Source organism: Flavobacterium sp., assembly GCF_046153165.1.
Lineage (GTDB): Bacteria > Bacteroidota > Bacteroidia > Flavobacteriales > Flavobacteriaceae > Flavobacterium.
Window position 1 is genome coordinate 18,889 of record NZ_JBJXEN010000085.1, and the last position, 20,567, is coordinate 39,455.

A 20,567-nucleotide genomic window follows, 5' to 3' on the forward strand; every position below is an offset into this window, starting at 1 on the left:
ATTGATGCTTTTTTTATGTATAAATTTTTGTTAATACATAGCTATATAGTTGTATAATGTAACTGAATTGTTATTTTTGTTCGTTATTATAAAAAATGAAAAGTATCTTTAATAAATAAGTAAGAATGAAAATTAATAAATTAATCTTAGGTTTTGCATTAACTATAAATTGTTTGGCTTTTGCTCAAAGCGAAAAAAAAGAAGTTTTATTTACTATTGATGATAAATCATATTTTACAGATGAGTTTTCACGTGTTTACAATAAAAATATCGATTTGGTTAAAGATGAATCTCAAAAAGATTTAAACCAATACATGGAACTTTTTGTAGGTTATAAACTTAAAATTAATAAAGCCAATAAAATAGGATTGCAAAATAATACAAAGTATATCAATGAGTTAAAATCATATAGAACTCAGTTGTCTAAAAATTATACTTCGGATACAAAGGTTACAAAAGCACTAATCGAAGAAGGTTATAATCGTTCTCTAAAAGAAATTAGAGCGTCACATATACTAATTACTGTTGACGAAAATGCGATGCCGGCAGATACATTAAAAGCCTATAATCAAGCATTAGACATTAGAAGGAAAGCACTTGCAGGAGAAGATTTTGCTGAGTTGGCAGTTAAGTTTTCTCAAGATCCGTCTTCAAAAGAAAATAAAGGAGATCTAGGATATTTCTCAGCTTTTAGAATGGTTTATGCATTCGAAACGGCAGCTTATAAAACAAAAAAAGGAGAAATTTCAATGCCAGTTCGTACAAGATTCGGTTATCATTTAATTAAAGTTACTGATTCTCGTGATAATCGTGGAGAGATTTCCGTTGCACATATCATGATTTTGAAAAAAGCAAATACAGATGAAAATGCCGTCGAAAACGAAAAAGCAAAAACAACGATTCAAGATATTTATACAAAATTAAAACAAGGAGAAAACTTTGAAAGCCTAGCGAATCAGTTTTCTCAAGATAAAAATTCAGCACCTAAAGGAGGAGTTTTGCCACGTTTTGCTTCAGGACAATTAAGTTCAGAGGAATTTGAAAATGTAGCCTTTGGACTTAAAAAACCAAATGAATATTCTGAACCATTTGAAAGTCAATTTGGATGGCATATTGTAAAATTAGTTGAGAAGTATCCAATAAAAAAGCTTGACGAAATGGAAAGAGAATTGGATGAAAAAATCAGAAAAGATGATCGTTCTCGATTAATAACTAATTCACTTACAAATAAACTTCACAAAAAATACACTATCGTTCGTGATGAGAAATTATATGCACAAATAAAAGCATTGGTCAACGATAAATTTTATACTGGCGATTGGAAACTTCCTGCCAATTTGAAAGATTATAACGGAAATTTATTCAAAATTGAAGATAAAAATGTAAATGGTGCCGAATTTTTATCATACCTAGAAACACAACAAAAAGCAAACTTAAAAATTAAACCTATTACTAAATTAGTAGATTATGTTTATCAAAATTTTGTCGATGAGAAAATGACCAATTATTACAATGATAATCTAGAAAAAGAATTTCCAGAATTTTCAAATGTTATCGAAGAATATCGTGATGGATTATTACTTTTTGATTTAATGGAAAGAGAAATATGGGACAAAGCAAAACAAGATACTTTGGGATTAAAAAATTATTATAATGCTAACAAACTTAAATACCAATGGAAAAATAGAGTAGAGGTATTAGTTGCTTCTTCAACAAAAGAAGACATAGTTAAGGAGGCAAGAAAATTATTAAAAAAAGACCAAACTGCCGATTTTATTAAAGCAAATCTTAATGCAAAAGATGTTGTGAATGTGATGACAAAACAAGAAATTTATGAAGAAGGTGCCGAAAATTTCCCTAAAAATGTATTATTTAAAACAGGAGTTTCAGAGGTTTATAAAGATGGAGAATTTTATTTTGTAAATAAAGTTTTAAAAATAATACCAGCTGCAAATAAAACATTAGATGATGCTCGAGGAAGAGTAATAAATGATTATCAACAATATTTAGAAGATAATTGGGTAAGTGATCTTAAAAAAGAATTTAAAGTAACAATAAATCAGGAAGTTTTCGAAAGATTAAAAGCTTCAATGAAAAAATAATTAATGCCAATAAATAATTTAAAATGAACATAATTAGTAGTAAGTTAAGTTTTATAATAGCACTTTTAGCTATTTCGTTAGGGGTTTCTGCTCAGGAAAAAAAGCAAAAAGTAGATGGCGTAATTGCGGTTGTTGGGGAGTATGTTATTTTAGATTCAGATATAGACAAAACAAGTTTAGAACTTAAACAACAAGGAGTAGATACAAAAGATATTTCGCGTTGTCAGATGTTAGGAAAGCTTTTAGAAGATAAGCTATATGCACATCAAGCAGTTCAGGATAGTATTGTAATTCCAGACAAAGAAGTAAATTCTAAATTAGATGAGCAAGTAAGTTATATGGTAGAACAATTAGGTTCTATGGAAAAAGTTGTTCAGTATTTTAAAAAAACCAATGAGCAGGATTTTAGAGCAGAATTGTTTGACATTATTAAAGTGAACAAGCTAACTTCTGAAATGCAAAAGAAAGTTATCGATGAAGTAATTATTACTCCAGAGGAAGTTCGTAATTTCTTTAAAGAAATTCCCAAAGCAGATTTGCCAGTTTTTGGAGCAGAAATGGAAGTAGCACAAATTGTGGTAAAACCAGTCGTGTCTCAAGAAGCAAAACAAAAAGTAATAGACCAGTTAAAAGCGATTAAAAAAGAAGTACAAGAAGGTTCAAGTTTCTTCGGAAAAGCTGTGTTGTATTCTGAAGATAAAGGATCAAGCTCTAACGGAGGTTATTACAAAATGGATAGAAAAACCCAATTTGTAAAAGAATTTAAAGATGTGGCATTTAGTCTAAAAGAAGGAGAGATTTCAGAGCCTTTTTTAACAGATTTTGGGTATCACATTATTTATCTAGAAAAAATTAGAGGACAAGAAGTTGATTTACGACACATTGTAATTTCTCCAAAAGTATCGGAAGACGCTTTAAAAGCATCAAAAGAAAAAGCAGAATTAATTAGAAAAAGAATTTTAGAAAAAGAAATTACTTTTTCCGAAGCTGCTCGTACTATGTCTGACGAAAAAGAAACTCGTAATGATGGAGGTGTTTTAACTAATCCAAAAACACAAGATACTCGCTTCGAACTTACAAAGATGGATCCTGCTTTATATAGTCAAGTGTCAAACTTAAAAGATAATGAAATTTCAAATCCTATTGCCGATGAAGATCGTACAGGAGGAAAATTTTATAAAATTATCACAGTAACAAATCGTTATGATGAGCATACTGCAGATTATTCTAAAGATTATACACGTCTAAAAGAATTAGCACTTAAAGAAAAACAGATTAAAGCAATTGCTAAATGGTCTGAAGAAAAAATCAAAGAAACTTATGTGAAAATTAACGGTGAATACCGTGATTGTACATTTACTAACAATTGGTTAAAAAAATAATTTTTTATTAATTCAAAGAAAAGAGTTAGTTTTATGAATTCATAAAACTAACTCTTTTTAATTAAAAATATATTCTAAATGTCTGATGTTGCTGCCATTCAAAATCTAGTTCAAAAACAAAAAGAACTCAAACAAGAAATCGCTAAAATAATTGTAGGTCAAGACGAAGTGGTAAACCAAATCGTATTGAGTATATTTTCAGGAGGACATGCCTTATTAGTAGGTGTTCCAGGATTAGCAAAAACCTTAATGGTTAATACAATTGCACAAGCATTGGGTTTAGATTTTAAACGTATTCAGTTTACGCCAGACTTAATGCCTTCGGATATCTTAGGAAGTGAAATACTCGACGAAAACAGAAATTTTAAATTCTTAAAAGGACCAATTTTCTCTAATATAATCCTTGCAGACGAGATAAATAGAACGCCGCCAAAAACACAGGCTGCTTTGCTAGAAGCAATGCAAGAAAAATCCGTTACTATTGCTGGAGAACAGCATAAATTAAATTTGCCATTCTTTGTGTTAGCAACTCAGAATCCAATTGAACAAGAAGGAACATACCCTTTGCCAGAAGCGCAATTAGACCGTTTTATGTTTGCCATAAAATTAGATTACCCTTCCTTTGCAGAAGAGGTACAAGTAGTAAAAAGTACCACTGCCGATTTTAATGTACAAGTAAATGCATTATTTACAGCACAAGAAATTATCGATTTTCAGCATCTGATACGTCGTATTCCAGTAGCAGATAATGTGATAGAATATGCAGTAACTTTAGTCTCAAAGACCCGTCCAGACAATCCATTGTCTAATGAATTTATCAAAAATTATTTAGATTGGGGAGCAGGACCAAGAGCGTCACAAAATCTAATATTAGCGGCAAAAACCAATGCAGCGCTCAACGGAAAATTTTCTCCAGATATTGAAGATGTACAAGCCGTTGCCACAGGAATTTTACGACATAGAATCATTAAAAATTACAAAGCAGACGCAGAAGGAATTAGTGAAGAAATGATTATTAAGAAGTTGTTTTGATTTTTCATTAAGAGATGAAAAAATACTTAATTATTACGGGTGGAAACAAAGGAATTGGCAGCGGAATAGTTTCGGCTTATAAAAATAATGGCTATCAAATTATATCTATTGCTCGAACACTAAATCAGCAAGACGAATATAAAAATGTGAAACAAATTGTTTTAAATTTAATTAAAACAGAAGGCTTAGGAAATGCTTTTTCTCAAATATTAACTACTATTGATAAAGATTCTGTCGAAAGAATAGTGTTTATAAACAATGCAGGCACTTTAGGTAAAATAGGAAGATTAGAAAATAATTCAGTTTCAGATATTCAAAATATTATTCAGCTCAATACAATTACCCCATTTTTGTTAACATCTGTCTTTCTTAAAGAAGCTCAAAATTGGAATTGCTCTAAAAAGATAATTAATATTTCATCTGGCGCAGCCGTAAAACCCTATTATGGCTGGTCGTTGTATTGTGCTTCCAAAGCAGCCATCGATATGATGACAAAAGTAGTTGCAGTCGAACAAGAAACAATTTCTAACGGGACAAAAATAGTAGCTATTTATCCAGGTGTTGTAGATACCAATATGCAAGAACAAATTCGTAAAAGTTCTCCTGAAAGTTTTATCGATGTGCAACGATTTATCGATTTAAAAGAATCTAGCTCATTAGTAAATATCGAAGATATAGGTAAAGAAATTTTTGAAATAGATTCACGCGATAATTATCCAAATGGTGCTATTTTGAATGTTTCGGATTATAGATAGATCTTATTTTTTTACTTTAATTTCTTTAGCTAAAGCTGAAAATAATTTTTCTATTTCTAAAGGTTTCCAAAGAATGCCATTAAATAAATGGGCATTTTCTTTATCTTCTTTTGTTATCACATCAGCAGTTACAGCAAATATTGGGGTGGTATTATTTAGATTTTTGTTAGATCGAATAAGTTTTGTAGCTTCGAAACCATTCATCTCTGGCATGTGAATATCCATTAGAATAAAATCATATTTCTTTTGTTTTGCTAATTCAAATGCTTCTTTTCCATTTGTGGCATGATCTGTAATTATACCCCAATTGGATAGTAATTTTTTCATAAGCAAAGCATTCATTGGAGTGTCCTCAGCAAGTAATGCTAGTTTGTCTTTTAGTTGATAAGAATTAGTTTTTGTAGTAATTATTTCTTGAGAAACTTTTCTGAGTTTAAGTTCAAAATAAAATTCAGATCCTTCTGTTTCTTTACTTTTCACTTTAATTTCACTATCATGTAATTCTACCAGTTTTTTTACGATAGCTAATCCAAGACCTGTTCCGCCTTGTTTCCTCGTCATTATTGGTTTAATTTGTGAGAAACTAACAAAGATTTCTAACATATCATTTTCTGAAATTCCTTCTCCAGTATCTGTTACTTTAAATAATATTGTATCAAATTCATTCTCTTCTTTTAACAATTCTACTATAAAATCTACTTTACCATAATCTGTAAATTTTATGGCGTTACTTATCAGATTACTAAGTATTTGTGATAATTTTGTTTTATCTAAAAGATAGTTTTGATTTGGATTGATATTTGTTATTAGATTTAAATATAAGTCTTTATTATGGGCTAATCCTGAATTAAGATTTAATATGTCATTACATAATTCCGAAAGATTTATATTGTGATTTTCTAATTTTGCTTTATTAGAATCTAACTTTGTAAAATCAAGAATATCATTTACTATACTTATTAAGTTATCTGAAGCAAATTGTAAGCTTTTTAGTAATTTTTTACTTTCACCGTGAATCTGACTGTCAAGAATAGTGACTATTGTTGTTATTGCATTTAGAGGCGTACGTATCTCGTGACTCATAATAGAAAGAAATTCTTGTTTTAATCTTACCGATTCTTCTTCGTCTCTATTCTTTTTTTCGATGGCAATTTGTTTCTCTTTTTGAAATAATGCTTCACTTTCTAAGACATTCATCTTATTAATTAAATCATAGTTTTCAATTACTTTGAGCGTTTGAGTATTTATAACCGACTCTTTCTCTCTCAGATAACATTCTAAGTATTCTAATGATTTTATATTGTCATTCCTTTTTTTGAAAATTAAATACAATAAATGATAATTTTTAATTTTTATCATCGACATATTGTATCTGATACTTAATTCTAAGCCTTCTTGAGCAACTTTTTGAGCTTTTTCATACAAATCTAATTTTAAATATAAAATGCCTAGCTTATTTAAACCCATGGCTGCTCCCATGTTTTCTCTCATTTGTTTATGAGTTTCAACAGCTTCTAAAAAATCAGATTCAGCATTTTCTAAATCATTATTTTTGAAATAAATTTTTCCTCTCCCATATACTGCAAATGCATAACCACGAGTATCATTTGTTTTTCTCTTTAACATAATAGAATGCTCTATCATGTTCATTGCAATTTTTGTTTTTTCTCTTTTTAATAACAACCCAGAAAGATTATTGTAAACATTTGATTCTAAATTGAGTTCGCCTATTTTTTTCGCAACTTTTATTGAACTTTTGTATGATTTAAATGCATTGTAAGAATCACCAATATATTCATAAATAGTTCCAATTGCTTTCTCTACTTTAGATTGATTGTATAAATCATTGTGCTTTTTATATAATTTAAGCGCATCTATGAGATATACTAGCCCGGCATGGTAATTATTGGTTTTATAGTAAACACTTCCTATATTATATTTTGCATCTGCAATTCCTATATCATCATTTAGTTCAGTAAAATATACAATTGCTTCTTCTGATTTTTTGTTAGATTGATCAAAATCACTAATAATCATAAAATACAAAGAAAGTTGATTTAAACTTTTTCCTATTAATGATTTATCATCTAGATTTCTACTAATTTGAAGAGCAATTTCGGCTGTTTCAATACTTTTAGGTAAATTATTAATTCTACCAGAATAGGAATCCTCTAAAAGTTGAATTACTTTGTTTCTTTCTGATAAATCGTTAATTTTCATAAAGTTTAAGGATATTTTTTTTCAAAATCTCTACTCAAATATATAAATTTAATTTTACATAAAACTTGTGACAGATAAATCATAATTATCAATTAAAGAATTTAAATTCAAAGTTCGAATCATAAGAACTAAAATTAGCCTTATCTTTGCCAGCTTTTTAAAATTTATATAATGACAAATAATAGTGTGTTAAAAGGGGTTTTTCTTGTAGGATTAGGTGCAACTAGCTATGGCATGTTGGCAACTTTTGTAAAACTGGCTTATTCCCACACAGGAATTACTGGTAATCCATTTACTCCAGCCGAAGTGATTTCTGCTCAATTTATTATAGGAATTATCGCTATTCTAATAATTAATGCTTTTCAAAAAGCAAAAAAAGGAACAGAAGTGGTTAAAGCTACTGCAAATAATATAAAGCAGTTAATGATTGCTGGAACCTCGACAGGATTAACTAGTATATTTTATTATTTAGCAGTTAAATATATTCCTGTTTCTATAGGTATTGTATTGTTAATGCAAACCGTTTGGATGGGTGTTTTGTTAGAGATGTTCTTAGAAAAAAAGATGCCTTCAAAAATAAAAATTATAGCTGTTTTTGTAGTATTATTTGGTACAGCATTAGCTACAAACTTAATTCAAAATAAAACAGAATTAGATTGGAGAGGCATTGTTTTAGGACTTTTAGCTGCAGCGTCATTTACTACAACTATGTTTACTGCAAATCGAGTAGCTACAGAGATTTCCTCAGCACAACGCAGTTTATATATGCTTTTAGGTGGTGCAATTATTGTTTTTATTTTTGCTGTTTTCACACAAACAACTTCATTCAATTATGATATTTTTTATAAATGGGGAATTCTACTAGCGCTTTTTGGAACAGTAATCCCTCCTATGTTAATGAATGCTGGTTTTCCATTAACTGGAATTGGATTAGGAAGTATTGTTTCGGCTTTAGAACTTCCCGTTTCAGTAATGATGGCTTATTTTATTTTGAATGAAACTGTTATTCTTACACAATGGATAGGAATTATTCTAATCATTCTTGCTATTGTAATTATGAATATTAAATTTCAAAAAAAATAACAAATTTTCAACTTATTTAATGCTTTTTTAGGTAAATTCGTAATAAATTGTTTTAATTATGAATTTACCTTGGCATTTATATTTTATGGCCTTGCTATATATTTTAGCTGGATTCAATCATTTTAGGAGTCCAAGGTTGTATATAAAAATTATTCCACCCTATTTTTCAAATCCAAAATTATTAAATTACTTAAGTGGTTTTACGGAAATAATTTTAGGAATCTGTCTTTGTTTGCCTTTTCTTTCAAAATTTGCTTCTTGGGGAATTATAGCATTACTAATTGCTGTTTTTCCTGCAAACTTATATATGTACAAAAACAATGACGCAAGTTTAGGATTATCTAAACGGTTACGATTGTTGAGATTACCATTGCAACTTGCACTAATTTTTTGGGCATATTTATATACTTAAACGAAATTACAAACAAAAACTATTACTATGAAAAAACTATTTGCAGAATTTTCCGGAACTTACTGGTTGGTATTTGGTGGATGCGGAAGCGCATTATTTGCTGCAGGATTCCCTAATTTAGGAATTGGATTTATGGGTGTATCTCTAGCTTTTGGACTTACAGTTTTAACTATGGCGTATGCTGTTGGACATATTTCAGGAGGACATTTTAATCCAGCTGTTTCAATAGGTTTGTGGGCTGGCGGAAGATTTCCAGCAAAAGATTTAGCTTCTTATATTGCAGCACAATGTGTTGGAGCTATTGCTGCTGCAGGAACTTTATATCTTATTTTAATAGGAAAGCCTGGTTTTGCAATAGATAATACTAAAGCTGGTGCTTTTGCTTCGAACGGATTTGGTGCTTTTTCACCAGATGGTTACAATTTACAATCTGCATTTTTAGCAGAATTTATATTAACTGCATTTTTCTTAATTATCATCTTGGGAGCAACTGATAAATTAGCTAACGGAAAATTTGCAGGAATTGCAATTGGTTTAGCATTAACTTTAATTCATTTAATTAGTATTCCAATCACAAATACATCAGTAAATCCTGCACGTTCGTTATCGCAAGCAATTTTTGCTGGTGGTGAACCATTAAGTCAAGTTTGGTTATTTTGGTTAGCACCAATTACTGGGGCAGTTTTGGGTGGATTTATTTATAAAGCGCTACTTGAGAAAAAAGAGGTATAATGTTTTAAATTTTTTTTAATATAAAAGCAATGGTAATTATCATTGCTTTTTTTATTTTTGAAATATGAACTCTCTATTTCCAGAAGAAAAAATTGTTTTCAACTTGACTGATGCCGAAATCGAATATTATCCAGATTTCTTTTCTTCAGTAAAAGCTAATGATCTTTTGCTAAAACTTCAAAATGAAATTCCTTGGCAACAAGATAATATAACTGTTTATGGGAAATCACATGCACAACCTAGACTAACAGCACTTTTTGGAAATGAAGGAAGACCTTATGGTTATTCGAATATTGTGATGCAACCACATCATTGGTCACCATTAATTATTTTTATAAAAGAAGAAGTAGAGAAAGTTTGTAATGAAACTTTTACCACAGTATTACTAAACTTGTATCGTGATGGTCAAGATAGTAATGGTTGGCATGCAGATAACGAAAAAGAATTAGGTAGAAATCCTATAATTGCTTCAGTAAGTTTTGGTTCAGAAAGGGTTTTTCAGCTAAAACACAACAAACTCGAACTAAAACAAAATATCGTTTTACAACACGGAAGTTTATTAATTATGAAAGGTACAACCCAGCATTTTTGGAAACATCAAATTCCTAAAACAAAAAAGAAGATTGAGGCCAGAATAAATCTTACTTTTAGAATTATAAAATAATTTTTTTATTAAATTTGGTAAAATAATTCTCTATGAACGAAATTGTAAACTATTTTCAAACTATTCCTTCTATACATAGAACAATTTTAATCGTTGGAGGAATTACAATGTTTTGGATTATTGAAAATGGATTTCCTCTTTTTAAATTTAAATATAACAAATGGCAACATGCTGGAGTAAATATATTTTTTACATTAACGACTATATTAATTAATTTTACTCTAGCATTTATCCTATTTAAAAGTTCTCAGTGGGTAACTGAAAATAATTTTGGAATCTTGAATTGGTTATCTATAAAATCTCTTTTATTACAAGCAATAATAGGTTTGTTACTAATGGATTTAATAGGCGCTTACACAGCACATTTAGTCGAACATAAAATAAAATTTTTGTGGCGTTTTCATCTCATTCACCATACAGATACTTGGATAGATACAACTTCTGCAAATAGACACCATCCTGGGGAGAGTATTATTCGATTTTTATTTACAACATTAGCAATCATTATTGTAGGTGCTCCAATATGGCTATTTTTTTTATATCAGTCACTCTCTGTTTTCTTATCACAGTTTAATCATGCAAACATTACTTTACCTGAGAAATTAGATAATTTTATTAGTTATTTTATTGTTTCGCCGAATATGCATAAAGTGCACCATCATTACGTTTTACCATATACTGATAGTAACTATGGTAATATTTTTTCTGTTTGGGATAGATTATTTGGCACCTTTTTAGTACTTCCAATGAGCGAAATTATATACGGTGTAGATACTCATATGAATCCTGAATATCATAATAATCTTTATAATTTATTAAAAATTCCTTTCAAATCAAATCAGAGATTTATATCAGAATCAAAAAAATGAAAATATTTTTAATTCTTTAATTTTTTTTGATTAATATTGGAATAGAATTTGTAACCATTTAAAAAAAAGTAAACTGAATTGTTTTTAAAATAATGAAAAAAAGTAAAAGCATAGAATTGAGTTGGGATGACACTCAAAAATTAATTGCATTGGCTCAAGAGGAAAGAAATCCTTTTGAAATCATTAAAAAAGAACTTGGTATTGAAGAAAAACAAGTTCTTGAAATTATGAAAAAAAAGTTGCCTGCCGACAAATTTGAAATTTGGAAAAAGAAAGCCAATGCAGGTAAACCAAAGCCAAAACAAATTAAAATTGATGAGTTTGATGACGACTTAGACGGGAAATATTATATAAAAAATAAATTCGATTAAATAAAAAATGCTGTGATATCACAGCATTTTTTATTTAATTTTATTGTTGAGACAATTTTATTAAAGCATTTTTTTGTACGATTGTAATTTTTTTGCCTACAATCTCGATTAAATTATCTTTATTAAATTCAGATAATAATCTTATACAACTTTCGGTGGCAGTTCCTATCATACCAGCTAGTTCTTCTCTAGAAAGCTGGATTCGTAAACTTTGATCTTCATTTTTACCAAAAGTGTCTTCCAGATATAATAAAGTTTCTGCCAAGCGCTCTTTGACTGTTTTTTGAGCCATCGAAACCATATGATCATCGGCTTCTTTTAGATCTCCACAAATGGTTTTCATCACATTCATAGAAAAATCATTATTGTGATTAAAAAAACCTAGTATTTCTGTTTTTGGAATAAAACAAACTTCCATGTCTTCTAGTGCTACAGCGCTTAAATTTGCAACCTCATCACTAATCATAGAACGTTGTCCAAGCAATTCACCTGGTTTTACCAATTTTACGATTTGGTCTTTACCATTAGAACTTAATTTCGAAAGTTTGCAAACACCATCTTTTATACAGTAAATACCATTTACGGTTTCTCCTTCTTCAAAAATAGGTTCTCCTTTTTTTATGGTATATGAAGTTTTACATTCAGCCATTTTTAAAAGCTCTTCTTTATTTAAAGACTTTAGAGAACTAAATTGTCTAACGATACATTGTTCACATTTACTCATCAAGTGCATTTTATTAGTTATACAAAATTACAATTTTATATGACAAAAGTCATATTTTAAATTAATACGTTGTGTGATCTTTGTTACAGGTAAAATGAGTAAAGTTTATGGACACACAAAACTGTTTCCATTGTGGATTAGATATTATAAAAGAAGACCAAATTATTTTCGACGAAAAGAAGTTTTGTTGTAATGGTTGCAAAACCGTGTACGAAATTTTTTCTGTAAATGATATGACTTGCTATTATGATTTTGAAAAATCCCCTGGAGCAACCCCACAAGACATTAAAGGTAAATATGATTTTTTAGATAATGAAAGTATTATTGCAAAATTGCTTGAATTTCAAGAAGATACAACCTGTGTTATTTCGCTTAATATTCCTCACATTCACTGTAGTTCGTGTATTTGGATTTTGGAAAATTTACAGCGTCTTCAAAAAGGTATAAACACTTCTCAGGTAAATTTTCCTGAAAAGAAAGTTAGAATCACTTACGATCCTAAAATTGTTTCACTAAAAACGATTGTTTATTTATTAAGCTCTATAGGTTATGAACCTTACATTAGTTTAGAAAATTACGAAACAGGAAAAAATAATGTTGACAGGAGTTTAACTTATAAACTTGGTGTAGCTTTCTTCTGTTTTGGGAATATTATGTTGCTCTCATTTCCAGAATATTTTGAGGTAAAAGAATATTGGCTAGATCAATATCGAGGTTTTTTTCGTTGGTTAATATTCATATTATCATTACCATCTTTCTTTTATTCAGCAAGTGGCTATTACGTTTCGGCTTACAAAAGTATCAGATCTAAGATGTTAAACATCGATATTCCAATTGCTTTAGGGATTGTTGTAATGTTTATTAGAAGTACGTTTGATATTTTTATGGATTATGGATCTGGCTTTTTTGATAGCTTAACAGGTTTGATATTCTTCATGCTTTTAGGTAAAATGTTTCAAATTAAAACTTATAGCTTTTTAAGTTTTGAAAGAGATTTTAAATCCTATTTTCCCATTGCAATAACTAAAATAAATACAGATACTTCTGAAGAGAGTATTCCAATTTATGATGTTCAAAAAGGAGATAGATTACTAATTAGGAATCAAGAATTAATCCCAGTTGATGGAATTTTAATATCGGATAAAGCAGAAATTGATTATAGTTTTGTTACAGGTGAAGCTATTCCTATTACTAAAAAATCTGGAGATAAAATTTTTGCTGGAGGAAAACAAATAGATAAAGTAATCGAAATGGAAGTTTTACATTCGGTTTCCCAAAGTTATTTAACACAATTGTGGAGTAATGATATTTTTCAGAAAAATGTAACTCAAAATCACAAAACTATAACCGATAAAATTAGTCGATATTTTACCCCTATTCTTTTATTAATTGCTTTTTCAGGATTTGGATATTGGATATTTTTTGATGCTAATACTGCTTTCAATGTTTTTACAGCAGTGTTAATTGTAGCTTGTCCGTGTGCACTGGCATTAACTGCGCCATTTACTTTTGGAAATATTTTACGAATTTTAGGTAAAAAGAAATTTTATCTAAAAAATGCTTTAGTAATCGAGCAATTAGCAAAAGTAGATACTATTGTTTTTGATAAAACAGGAACCATTACGACCAATAAAAAATCGAATATTTCTTATGAAGGAAATACGCTTTCTGATGAAAATATACTTTTAATAAAAAATGTGCTTCGAGCATCTAATCATCCTTTAAGCAGGATGTTATATGACTTTTTGCCAGAGGCTAAGCGCATTAAAATAAATCATTTTGAAGAGATTACTGGAAAAGGAATCGAGGCTCAGGTAGATGGTTTTAAAATTAAAATTGGCTCTGCATCTTTTGTTGAGAAATTAGAAGAAAACAGTGTTCAGCAAACATCAGTTCATATAAAGATTAATGAAATTTATTTTGGAAAATATATTTTCAATAATGAATATAGAGAAGGTTTAGGAACTCTTTTTAAAAATTTAAACACTAATTATGAAATTAAAGTGCTTTCTGGTGACAATGAAGGTGAGCGTGAAACTTTAGAACAAATATTACCAAAGGGAATTGAATTAGTTTTTAATCAAAAACCAGAACAGAAATTAGATTTCATTAAGAAATTACAAGAAAGTGGTAAAAACGTAATGATGGTTGGAGACGGATTAAATGATGCTGGAGCATTGGCACAAAGTAATATTGGAATTTCTATTTCAGAAAATGTAAACGTATTTTCTCCTGCTTGTGATGCTATTCTAGATGCAAGTGAATTTCAGAAATTAGATTATTTTTTAAAACTATCTAAAAAAGCAATAACTACAATTAAAATGAGTTTTACGCTTTCATTATTATATAACGTTGTAGGATTATCATTTGCAATTACTGGAAATTTATTGCCATTAGTTGCAGCTATTATAATGCCATTAAGTACTATTACAATAGTGAGTTTCGTCACTTTGATGAGTAATTTTTATAGTAAAAATATAAAATGAATTTAAGCTGAAAAGCGAAATAAAAAAAGCGGATTAAATTTAACGGAAATTTAAGAGATATGACAAATGTCATATTATTAAAGAATCTACAATAGTAACTTTGTTAACACAAATTTAAGGTATGAGTGTCATTTATTTATTAATCTCCATCAGTATAGTAGTTGCAATTGGCTTTTTTATTGCTTTTATAAGAGCTGTAAAAACAGGTCAGTATGACGATGATTATACACCATCAGTCAGAATGCTTTTTGATGATGAACTCAAAGTAGAAAAACCAAAATCAATACAAATAACAAAAGAAAAACAAATTTAATTATGGAAATGCAACAATTTTATTATGACAACAAAATTGTAAAGAAATTCATTTATGCTACAATCCTTTTTGGTGTAGTAGGGATGTTAGTTGGGCTATTATTAGCTTTTATGTTTCTTTTCCCTAACCTAACTGACGGAATCTCGTGGTTAAGCTTTGGTAGATTGAGACCTTTACATACCAATGCGGTTATTTTTGCCTTTGTTGGTAACGCTATGTTTGCGGGTGTTTATTATTCACTTCAGCGATTATTAAAAGCTAGAATGTTTAGTGATTTTTTGAGTAACCTTCATTTTTGGGGTTGGCAATTAATTATTGTAGCCGCAGCAATTTCTTTACCACTAGGTTTTAGTACCTCAAAAGAATATGCTGAATTAGAATGGCCAATAGATATTGCAATAGCTTTAATTTGGGTAACATTTGGTATCAATATGATTGGTACAATGATAAAAAGAAGAGAACGTCATTTATATGTTGCTATTTGGTTTTACTTAGCCACTTTTGTTACTGTAGCTGTCCTACATATTTTTAATAGTTTAGAATTGCCTGTTTCTGCCATGAAAAGTTATTCTGTGTATGCAGGAGTTCAAGATGCATTAGTGCAATGGTGGTATGGTCATAATGCAGTAGCATTTTTCTTAACCACACCTTTCTTAGGGTTAATGTATTATTTTGTGCCAAAAGCAGCCAATCGTCCTGTTTATTCTTACAGATTATCTATCGTTCACTTTTGGTCATTAATTTTCATTTATATCTGGGCAGGACCACACCATTTATTATATTCTGCTTTACCAACTTGGGCTCAGAATTTAGGGGTTGTTTTCTCAATTATGTTAATTGCTCCATCATGGGGAGGAATGATAAACGGATTGTTAACACTAAGAGGAGCTTGGGATAAAGTTAGAACTGAACCTGTATTAAAATTCTTTGTTGTAGCTATTACTGGTTATGGAATGGCAACTTTAGAAGGGCCACTTTTATCACTTAAAAAATTCAATGCAGTTGCACACTATACAGATTGGATTATTGCTCACGTTCACGTTGGTGCATTAGCTTGGAATGGTTTTATGGCTTTTGGTATGATTTATTGGTTAATACCACGAATGACGAAAAGCAATTTGTATTCTTTGAGATTAGCCAACTTTCATTTTTGGATAGGAACTTTAGGAATTATCCTTTATACACTTCCTATGTATGTAGCAGGTTTTACACAAGCCTCTATGTGGAAACAATTTAACCCAGACGGAACCTTAACTTATGGTAATTTTCTTGAAACTGTAACTCAAATTATGCCAATGTATTGGATGAGAGCTATTGGAGGAACATTGTATTTAACAGGAATGTTAGTCTTAGTTTATAATATTATTCAAACAGTAAGAGCTGGATCTAAAATTGAAGATGAATTAGCAGAAGCACCAGCTTTAGTTAAAATTAGTAACGGAAGAATAAAAGGTGAAAAATATCACACTTGGTTAGAAAGAAGACCAATTCAGCTAACAATATTAGCGACTGTAGCTATCCTAATAGGTGGTATTATTCAAATCGTGCCTACAATTATGGTGAAATCTAATATACCAACCATTGCAAGTGTAAAACCATACACTCCATTAGAATTAGAAGGGCGTGACTTGTATATTCGTGAGGGTTGTGTGGGTTGCCATTCTCAATCTGTTCGTCCGTTTAGAAGTGAAGTGGAACGCTACGGACCACAAGCTAAAGCTGGAGAATTCGTTTATGATCATCCATTCCTTTGGGGATCTAAGCGTACGGGACCAGACTTAGAAAGAGAAGGAGGAAAATATAATGATAATTGGCATTTTAATCATTTTTGGAGCCCACAAAGTATTTCTGCAGGATCTATTATGCCAAGCTACAAATGGCTTTTTGATAATAAACCATTAGATGTTTCAATGACTCAAAATAAAATGAAAGCCATGGTTACGTTGGGAGTGCCTTATACAGATGAACAAGTAGCAAACGGATTAAAAGATTTAAAAGCGCAAGCACTTAAAATCGAAAAAAATCTTGAGAATGACCCTGACTTTGTGAAAAGCTACGCTGATAGTAAGAAAAAAGCTGAAGCGAAAGGCGAAAAATTTGTCCCGATGAACGAAAGAGAGATCATAGCTATAATTGCTTATATACAAAGATTGGGAACCGATATTAAAGTGAAAGATAATACTCAAAAATAATAGCAATGTTTGAACAAATAAAACACAACATGGAAACTATTGCAGGAGTTGCAATATATCCAATACTATCGCTACTAATATTCTTCGCATTTTTTGTGGGACTGGCTATTTGGGTTTATTCCTACAGAAAAGAAAAAATTGAAGAAATGAGTAATATTCCTTTTGGAAACGAAAATTTAAATGACTTTTTAAAATAATTAGATATGAAAAAGTATTTTCCAGTATATGTTAGAATTCCTGTTATTTTCTTTGCCTTTTTTGGAGCAATAGAATATTTTATAGACTCTGGAGACAGACCCGCATTTATAAAATACCCAGTAATTACACTTATTTTGTTATTGTTTATTTTTTTACAGATTGCTATAGAGTTAATTTGGAAAGCTACAAATACAATTCTAGACACTCTGCTAACTGAAGAACAACGTAAACAGAAAGAAATTGATGAAAATCTTTCTTTTACTGAAACTGATTTTTATAAGAATTTAATGCAAAGGCTAACAAAATCAGAGCCAATAGAAAATGAAAGTCAGCTGTTACTTGCCCACGATTATGATGGCATCAAAGAATTGGATAATAATTTACCGCCATGGTGGGTTTATTTATTCTATGGTTGTATTGTTTTTGCAGCTATTTATCTTGTTCGATTTGAAATAATGGGAGGAGACGATCAAGAAACCGAACTTAGAAAAGAGATGGCTCAAGCTAAAATTGATGTTGCAGAATATATGAAAACTGCTCCAGATATGACGGATGAAAAAACAGTTACATTATTAACTAAGCCAGAAGAATTAGCAGAAGGAAAAACAATTTTTACTACTAATTGTATTGCTTGTCACAGAGCAGATGCTGGGGGAAATATAGGTCCAAATTTAACTGATGATCATTGGATTTTAGGTGGCGGAATCAAAAATTTATTCCATACAATTACAAATGGTGGTCGTGATGGAAAAGGAATGATTGCATGGTCTAAAAATGGATTAAAACCAAAAGAAATTCAAAAAGTAGCTAGCTATGTTTTATCTCTTCAAGGTAGTAATCCTAAAGATGGAAAAGTGGCTGAAGGCGAAGTTTGGGTCGATCCAAGTATAGCAACTAAGGCAATTACAAAAGTAGATAGTTTACAAGTTAAAAAATAAAATTACAGATATCTTTGACAAAGTTTTTTGACTTTGTTAAAGATTCTAACTAAATAAAATAAAATGTCAAAATTACCCGACGAAGCTTTTAGAGATACCATTGGAACAATCGATGAGGAGGGGCACAGAAAGTTTATTTTTCCAAAAAAACCATCTGGTAAATTTTATGATTATCGCAAATGGGTAAGTTATTTTTTACTCATAGTTTTGATTGCTAATCCTTTTATAAAGATTAATGGTAATCAGTTCATGATGTTTAATGTTTTAGAAAGAAGGTTCAATATTTTTGGATTCCCATTTTGGCCTCAAGATTTCTATTTGTTTGTTCTTTTTATGATTGTTGGTGTAGTTTTCGTTATTTTATTTACCGTAATTTTCGGTCGAATATTTTGCGGTTGGATTTGTCCTCAAACTATCTTTTTGGAAATGGTTTTTCGCCGAATAGAGTATTGGATTGAAGGTGATCGTGGGGCACAAATTAGATTGTCTAAACAAGAATGGAATGCTGAAAAAATAAGAAAAAAAGGAGTTAAATGGACGATTTTTTTAATTATTTCTTTTTTTATTGCCAATGTTTTTCTAGCCTATCTTATTAGTAGCGACGAATTATTTAAAATGATTGAAGAAGGTCCAGCAAATCATATTAGCACTTTAATCTCATTATTTATTTTTACAGGAGTTTTTTATTTTGTTTTTGTTTGGTTTAGAGAGCAAGTTTGTATAATTGCCTGTCCATACGGAAGATTACAAGGTGTGCTTTTAGACAATAAATCGATCAATGTAGCCTATGATTTTGTTCGCGGAGAAAAAGAAACTGGTCGTGCAAAATTTAATAAACAAGAAGATAGAGCAACCACTGGAAAAGGAGATTGTATAGATTGCAAACAATGTGTAAATGTTTGTCCAACAGGTATCGATATTAGAAACGGAACACAATTAGAATGTATCAATTGTACTGCATGTATTGATGAATGTGATACAATAATGGAAAGTGTCAATTTACCTAAAGGGCTTATAAGGTACGCTTCGGAAGATGAAATTGAGAAAAAAGATAAGTTCAAATTTACTACTAGAATGAAAGGTTATTCAGCAGTATTATTTATCTTAATTGGTGTTCTTACAGGATTACTATTTTTAAGAACAGAAGTAGAAACTACAATTCTTAGATTACCAGGGCAATTATATGAACACAAAGGAGATGATATAAGTAACATATTTACCTTCAAGATTATTAATAAAACTAATAATGATTTTGATGATATTCATTTCAAATTACACGGTATAAAAGGGATAATAAACGTTGTTGGCAAGCAAGATTTTAAAGTAAAAAAACAAGCGATGGCACAAGGAACTTTATTCGTACAAATACATCAGTATTTATTAGAAAATGACAAAACTAAATTGAAAATAGAAGTTTATAACGGAAATAAAAAAATAGAAACAACAACAACAAGTTTTTTAAGTCCAAGAAGTTTTGATTAATTATTAAAATAATAAAATTTAAAATCATGAAAATAAATTGGGGAACATCAATAGTTATAGCATTTGTGTTGTTTGCAAGCTTTATTTTATATTTTGTTTTGACAGTACAATCTAGTTCAAAATATGATAATGAATTGGTTGTCGAGGAGTATTACAAGCATGATGCAAAATTTGGAGATGAAATGGTAAGAATTCAAAATGCTGAAAATTTAAAATTAAAACCAGTAATAACAGATATTTCTGATGCTATTTCAATTGAATTTCCAAATACATTTATTCCAAAAGACATTAAAGGTAAAGTGTCCCTCTACAGACCGTCTAACAAAAAATTAGATTTCGAAATTCCAATTTCTTTATCTAGTTCTACTTTGCTCATACCTAAAAAAAGTTTGGTAGGCGGTCGCTGGGACATTAATATGGAATGGCAATACGACGGAAAATTATATTTAACAAAAGAGGTTATTTACATAAAATAGTCTTAAAAGATCTTTGTTAAGTTTACTACCTTTTTTAATTAAGACAAAAAAATGCTCTACACTGCTTTTATTTTCGGTCTAATATCTTCTTTACACTGCATTGGTATGTGCGGACCTATTGCTATGATGTTACCTG

General features: G+C 29.8%; 20 protein-coding genes. 18 read left to right on the forward strand and 2 right to left on the reverse strand.

Features of this window, described 5'->3' with window-relative positions:
- Positions 1-125: 125 nt before the first annotated feature.
- The 4 genes from ACKVOV_RS09915 to ACKVOV_RS09930 all read left to right on the forward strand — a co-directional run bounded on the left by ACKVOV_RS09915 (position 126) and on the right by ACKVOV_RS09930 (position 5,271).
- Positions 126-2,102: a peptidylprolyl isomerase gene (locus ACKVOV_RS09915; protein WP_409206601.1), complete on the forward strand. Its 1,977-nt coding sequence runs from the start codon at positions 126-128 to the stop codon at positions 2,100-2,102.
- Positions 2,103-2,125: 23 nt separating this feature from the next.
- Positions 2,126-3,484: a peptidylprolyl isomerase gene (locus tag ACKVOV_RS09920; RefSeq protein ID WP_409206602.1), complete on the forward strand. Its 1,359-nt coding sequence runs from the start codon at positions 2,126-2,128 to the stop codon at positions 3,482-3,484.
- Positions 3,485-3,562: 78 nt separating this feature from the next.
- Positions 3,563-4,516: an AAA family ATPase gene (locus tag ACKVOV_RS09925; RefSeq protein WP_409206603.1), complete on the forward strand. Its 954-nt coding sequence runs from the start codon at positions 3,563-3,565 to the stop codon at positions 4,514-4,516.
- A gap of 14 nt (positions 4,517-4,530) precedes the next feature.
- Positions 4,531-5,271 carry an SDR family NAD(P)-dependent oxidoreductase gene (locus ACKVOV_RS09930; RefSeq protein WP_409206604.1) on the forward strand — a complete coding sequence of 247 codons (741 nt, stop codon included), beginning with the start codon at positions 4,531-4,533 and terminating at the stop codon, positions 5,269-5,271.
- Positions 5,272-5,274: 3 nt separating this feature from the next.
- Here the strand turns inward: ACKVOV_RS09930 and ACKVOV_RS09935 are convergent, their stop codons facing one another.
- Positions 5,275-7,491: an ATP-binding protein gene (locus ACKVOV_RS09935; RefSeq protein WP_409206605.1), complete on the reverse strand. Its 2,217-nt coding sequence runs from the start codon at positions 7,489-7,491 to the stop codon at positions 5,275-5,277.
- A gap of 171 nt (positions 7,492-7,662) precedes the next feature.
- Between ACKVOV_RS09935 and ACKVOV_RS09940 the strand changes: the two genes are divergently transcribed.
- From ACKVOV_RS09940 to ACKVOV_RS09965, 6 genes are all read left to right on the forward strand, one after another.
- Entirely contained in the window at positions 7,663-8,574 is a 912-nt protein-coding gene (locus ACKVOV_RS09940; RefSeq protein WP_409206606.1) for an EamA family transporter, read from the forward strand.
- Between the two features lie 58 nt (positions 8,575-8,632).
- Positions 8,633-8,986: a DoxX family protein gene (locus ACKVOV_RS09945; protein ID WP_409206607.1), complete on the forward strand. Its 354-nt coding sequence runs from the start codon at positions 8,633-8,635 to the stop codon at positions 8,984-8,986.
- A gap of 27 nt (positions 8,987-9,013) precedes the next feature.
- Entirely contained in the window at positions 9,014-9,718 is a 705-nt protein-coding gene (gene aqpZ / locus ACKVOV_RS09950) for an aquaporin Z (RefSeq protein WP_409206608.1), read from the forward strand.
- Between the two features lie 64 nt (positions 9,719-9,782).
- Positions 9,783-10,382, forward strand: coding sequence for an alpha-ketoglutarate-dependent dioxygenase AlkB family protein (locus tag ACKVOV_RS09955; protein ID WP_409206609.1), 600 nt, complete (start codon positions 9,783-9,785; stop codon positions 10,380-10,382).
- Between the two features lie 32 nt (positions 10,383-10,414).
- Positions 10,415-11,251: a sterol desaturase family protein gene (locus ACKVOV_RS09960; protein WP_409206610.1), complete on the forward strand. Its 837-nt coding sequence runs from the start codon at positions 10,415-10,417 to the stop codon at positions 11,249-11,251.
- Between the two features lie 92 nt (positions 11,252-11,343).
- Entirely contained in the window at positions 11,344-11,622 is a 279-nt protein-coding gene (locus ACKVOV_RS09965; protein ID WP_409206611.1) for a DUF2805 domain-containing protein, read from the forward strand.
- Between the two features lie 40 nt (positions 11,623-11,662).
- Here ACKVOV_RS09965 and ACKVOV_RS09970 read toward each other — a convergent pair whose 3' ends face one another.
- On the reverse strand, positions 11,663-12,346 hold the full coding sequence (locus ACKVOV_RS09970; protein WP_409206612.1) for a Crp/Fnr family transcriptional regulator: 684 nt from the start codon (positions 12,344-12,346) through the stop codon (positions 11,663-11,665).
- 107 nt (positions 12,347-12,453) lie between these two features.
- Here ACKVOV_RS09970 and ACKVOV_RS09975 point away from each other — a divergent pair, with 107 nt between their 5' ends.
- The 8 genes from ACKVOV_RS09975 to ACKVOV_RS10010 all read left to right on the forward strand — a co-directional run.
- Positions 12,454-14,832, forward strand: coding sequence for a heavy metal translocating P-type ATPase (locus ACKVOV_RS09975; RefSeq protein ID WP_409206613.1), 2,379 nt, complete (start codon positions 12,454-12,456; stop codon positions 14,830-14,832).
- A 121-nt stretch (positions 14,833-14,953) separates the two neighbouring features.
- Positions 14,954-15,145: a cbb3-type cytochrome oxidase assembly protein CcoS gene (gene ccoS, locus ACKVOV_RS09980; RefSeq protein WP_409206614.1), complete on the forward strand. Its 192-nt coding sequence runs from the start codon at positions 14,954-14,956 to the stop codon at positions 15,143-15,145.
- Positions 15,146-15,147: 2 nt separating this feature from the next.
- Positions 15,148-17,337, forward strand: a complete 2,190-nt coding sequence (gene ccoN / locus ACKVOV_RS09985) for a cytochrome-c oxidase, cbb3-type subunit I (protein ID WP_409206615.1) — start codon at positions 15,148-15,150, stop codon at positions 17,335-17,337.
- Between the two features lie 5 nt (positions 17,338-17,342).
- Positions 17,343-17,534: a CcoQ/FixQ family Cbb3-type cytochrome c oxidase assembly chaperone gene (locus tag ACKVOV_RS09990; RefSeq protein ID WP_348075748.1), complete on the forward strand. Its 192-nt coding sequence runs from the start codon at positions 17,343-17,345 to the stop codon at positions 17,532-17,534.
- Positions 17,535-17,540: 6 nt separating this feature from the next.
- Positions 17,541-18,473 carry a cbb3-type cytochrome c oxidase N-terminal domain-containing protein gene (locus tag ACKVOV_RS09995; RefSeq protein WP_409206616.1) on the forward strand — a complete coding sequence of 311 codons (933 nt, stop codon included), beginning with the start codon at positions 17,541-17,543 and terminating at the stop codon, positions 18,471-18,473.
- A 63-nt stretch (positions 18,474-18,536) separates the two neighbouring features.
- Positions 18,537-19,955, forward strand: a complete 1,419-nt coding sequence (gene ccoG, locus ACKVOV_RS10000; protein WP_409206617.1) for a cytochrome c oxidase accessory protein CcoG — start codon at positions 18,537-18,539, stop codon at positions 19,953-19,955.
- A gap of 26 nt (positions 19,956-19,981) precedes the next feature.
- A complete protein-coding gene (locus tag ACKVOV_RS10005) occupies positions 19,982-20,431 on the forward strand; it encodes a FixH family protein (protein ID WP_409206618.1) in 450 nt (149 codons plus the stop codon).
- 51 nt (positions 20,432-20,482) lie between these two features.
- The coding region (locus ACKVOV_RS10010; protein ID WP_409206619.1) for a sulfite exporter TauE/SafE family protein at positions 20,483-20,567 on the forward strand (85 nt) is incomplete at its 3' end.

Bases quoted from the DNA above. Each gene is read 5' to 3' on its own strand.
- ACKVOV_RS09915 (WP_409206601.1), top strand. From the start codon at position 126: ATGAAAATTAATAAATTAATCTTAGGTTTTGCATTAACTATAAATTGT.
- ACKVOV_RS09920 (WP_409206602.1), top strand. From the start codon at position 2,126: ATGAACATAATTAGTAGTAAGTTAAGTTTTATAATAGCACTTTTAGCT.
- ACKVOV_RS09925 (WP_409206603.1), top strand. From the start codon at position 3,563: ATGTCTGATGTTGCTGCCATTCAAAATCTAGTTCAAAAACAAAAAGAA.
- ACKVOV_RS09930 (WP_409206604.1), top strand. From the start codon at position 4,531: ATGAAAAAATACTTAATTATTACGGGTGGAAACAAAGGAATTGGCAGC.
- ACKVOV_RS09935 (WP_409206605.1), bottom strand. From the start codon at position 7,491: ATGAAAATTAACGATTTATCAGAAAGAAACAAAGTAATTCAACTTTTA.
- ACKVOV_RS09940 (WP_409206606.1), top strand. From the start codon at position 7,663: ATGACAAATAATAGTGTGTTAAAAGGGGTTTTTCTTGTAGGATTAGGT.
- ACKVOV_RS09945 (WP_409206607.1), top strand. From the start codon at position 8,633: ATGAATTTACCTTGGCATTTATATTTTATGGCCTTGCTATATATTTTA.
- aqpZ (WP_409206608.1), top strand. From the start codon at position 9,014: ATGAAAAAACTATTTGCAGAATTTTCCGGAACTTACTGGTTGGTATTT.
- ACKVOV_RS09955 (WP_409206609.1), top strand. From the start codon at position 9,783: ATGAACTCTCTATTTCCAGAAGAAAAAATTGTTTTCAACTTGACTGAT.
- ACKVOV_RS09960 (WP_409206610.1), top strand. From the start codon at position 10,415: ATGAACGAAATTGTAAACTATTTTCAAACTATTCCTTCTATACATAGA.
- ACKVOV_RS09965 (WP_409206611.1), top strand. From the start codon at position 11,344: ATGAAAAAAAGTAAAAGCATAGAATTGAGTTGGGATGACACTCAAAAA.
- ACKVOV_RS09970 (WP_409206612.1), bottom strand. From the start codon at position 12,346: ATGAGTAAATGTGAACAATGTATCGTTAGACAATTTAGTTCTCTAAAG.
- ACKVOV_RS09975 (WP_409206613.1), top strand. From the start codon at position 12,454: ATGGACACACAAAACTGTTTCCATTGTGGATTAGATATTATAAAAGAA.
- ccoS (WP_409206614.1), top strand. From the start codon at position 14,954: ATGAGTGTCATTTATTTATTAATCTCCATCAGTATAGTAGTTGCAATT.
- ccoN (WP_409206615.1), top strand. From the start codon at position 15,148: ATGGAAATGCAACAATTTTATTATGACAACAAAATTGTAAAGAAATTC.
- ACKVOV_RS09990 (WP_348075748.1), top strand. From the start codon at position 17,343: ATGTTTGAACAAATAAAACACAACATGGAAACTATTGCAGGAGTTGCA.
- ACKVOV_RS09995 (WP_409206616.1), top strand. From the start codon at position 17,541: ATGAAAAAGTATTTTCCAGTATATGTTAGAATTCCTGTTATTTTCTTT.
- ccoG (WP_409206617.1), top strand. From the start codon at position 18,537: ATGTCAAAATTACCCGACGAAGCTTTTAGAGATACCATTGGAACAATC.
- ACKVOV_RS10005 (WP_409206618.1), top strand. From the start codon at position 19,982: ATGAAAATAAATTGGGGAACATCAATAGTTATAGCATTTGTGTTGTTT.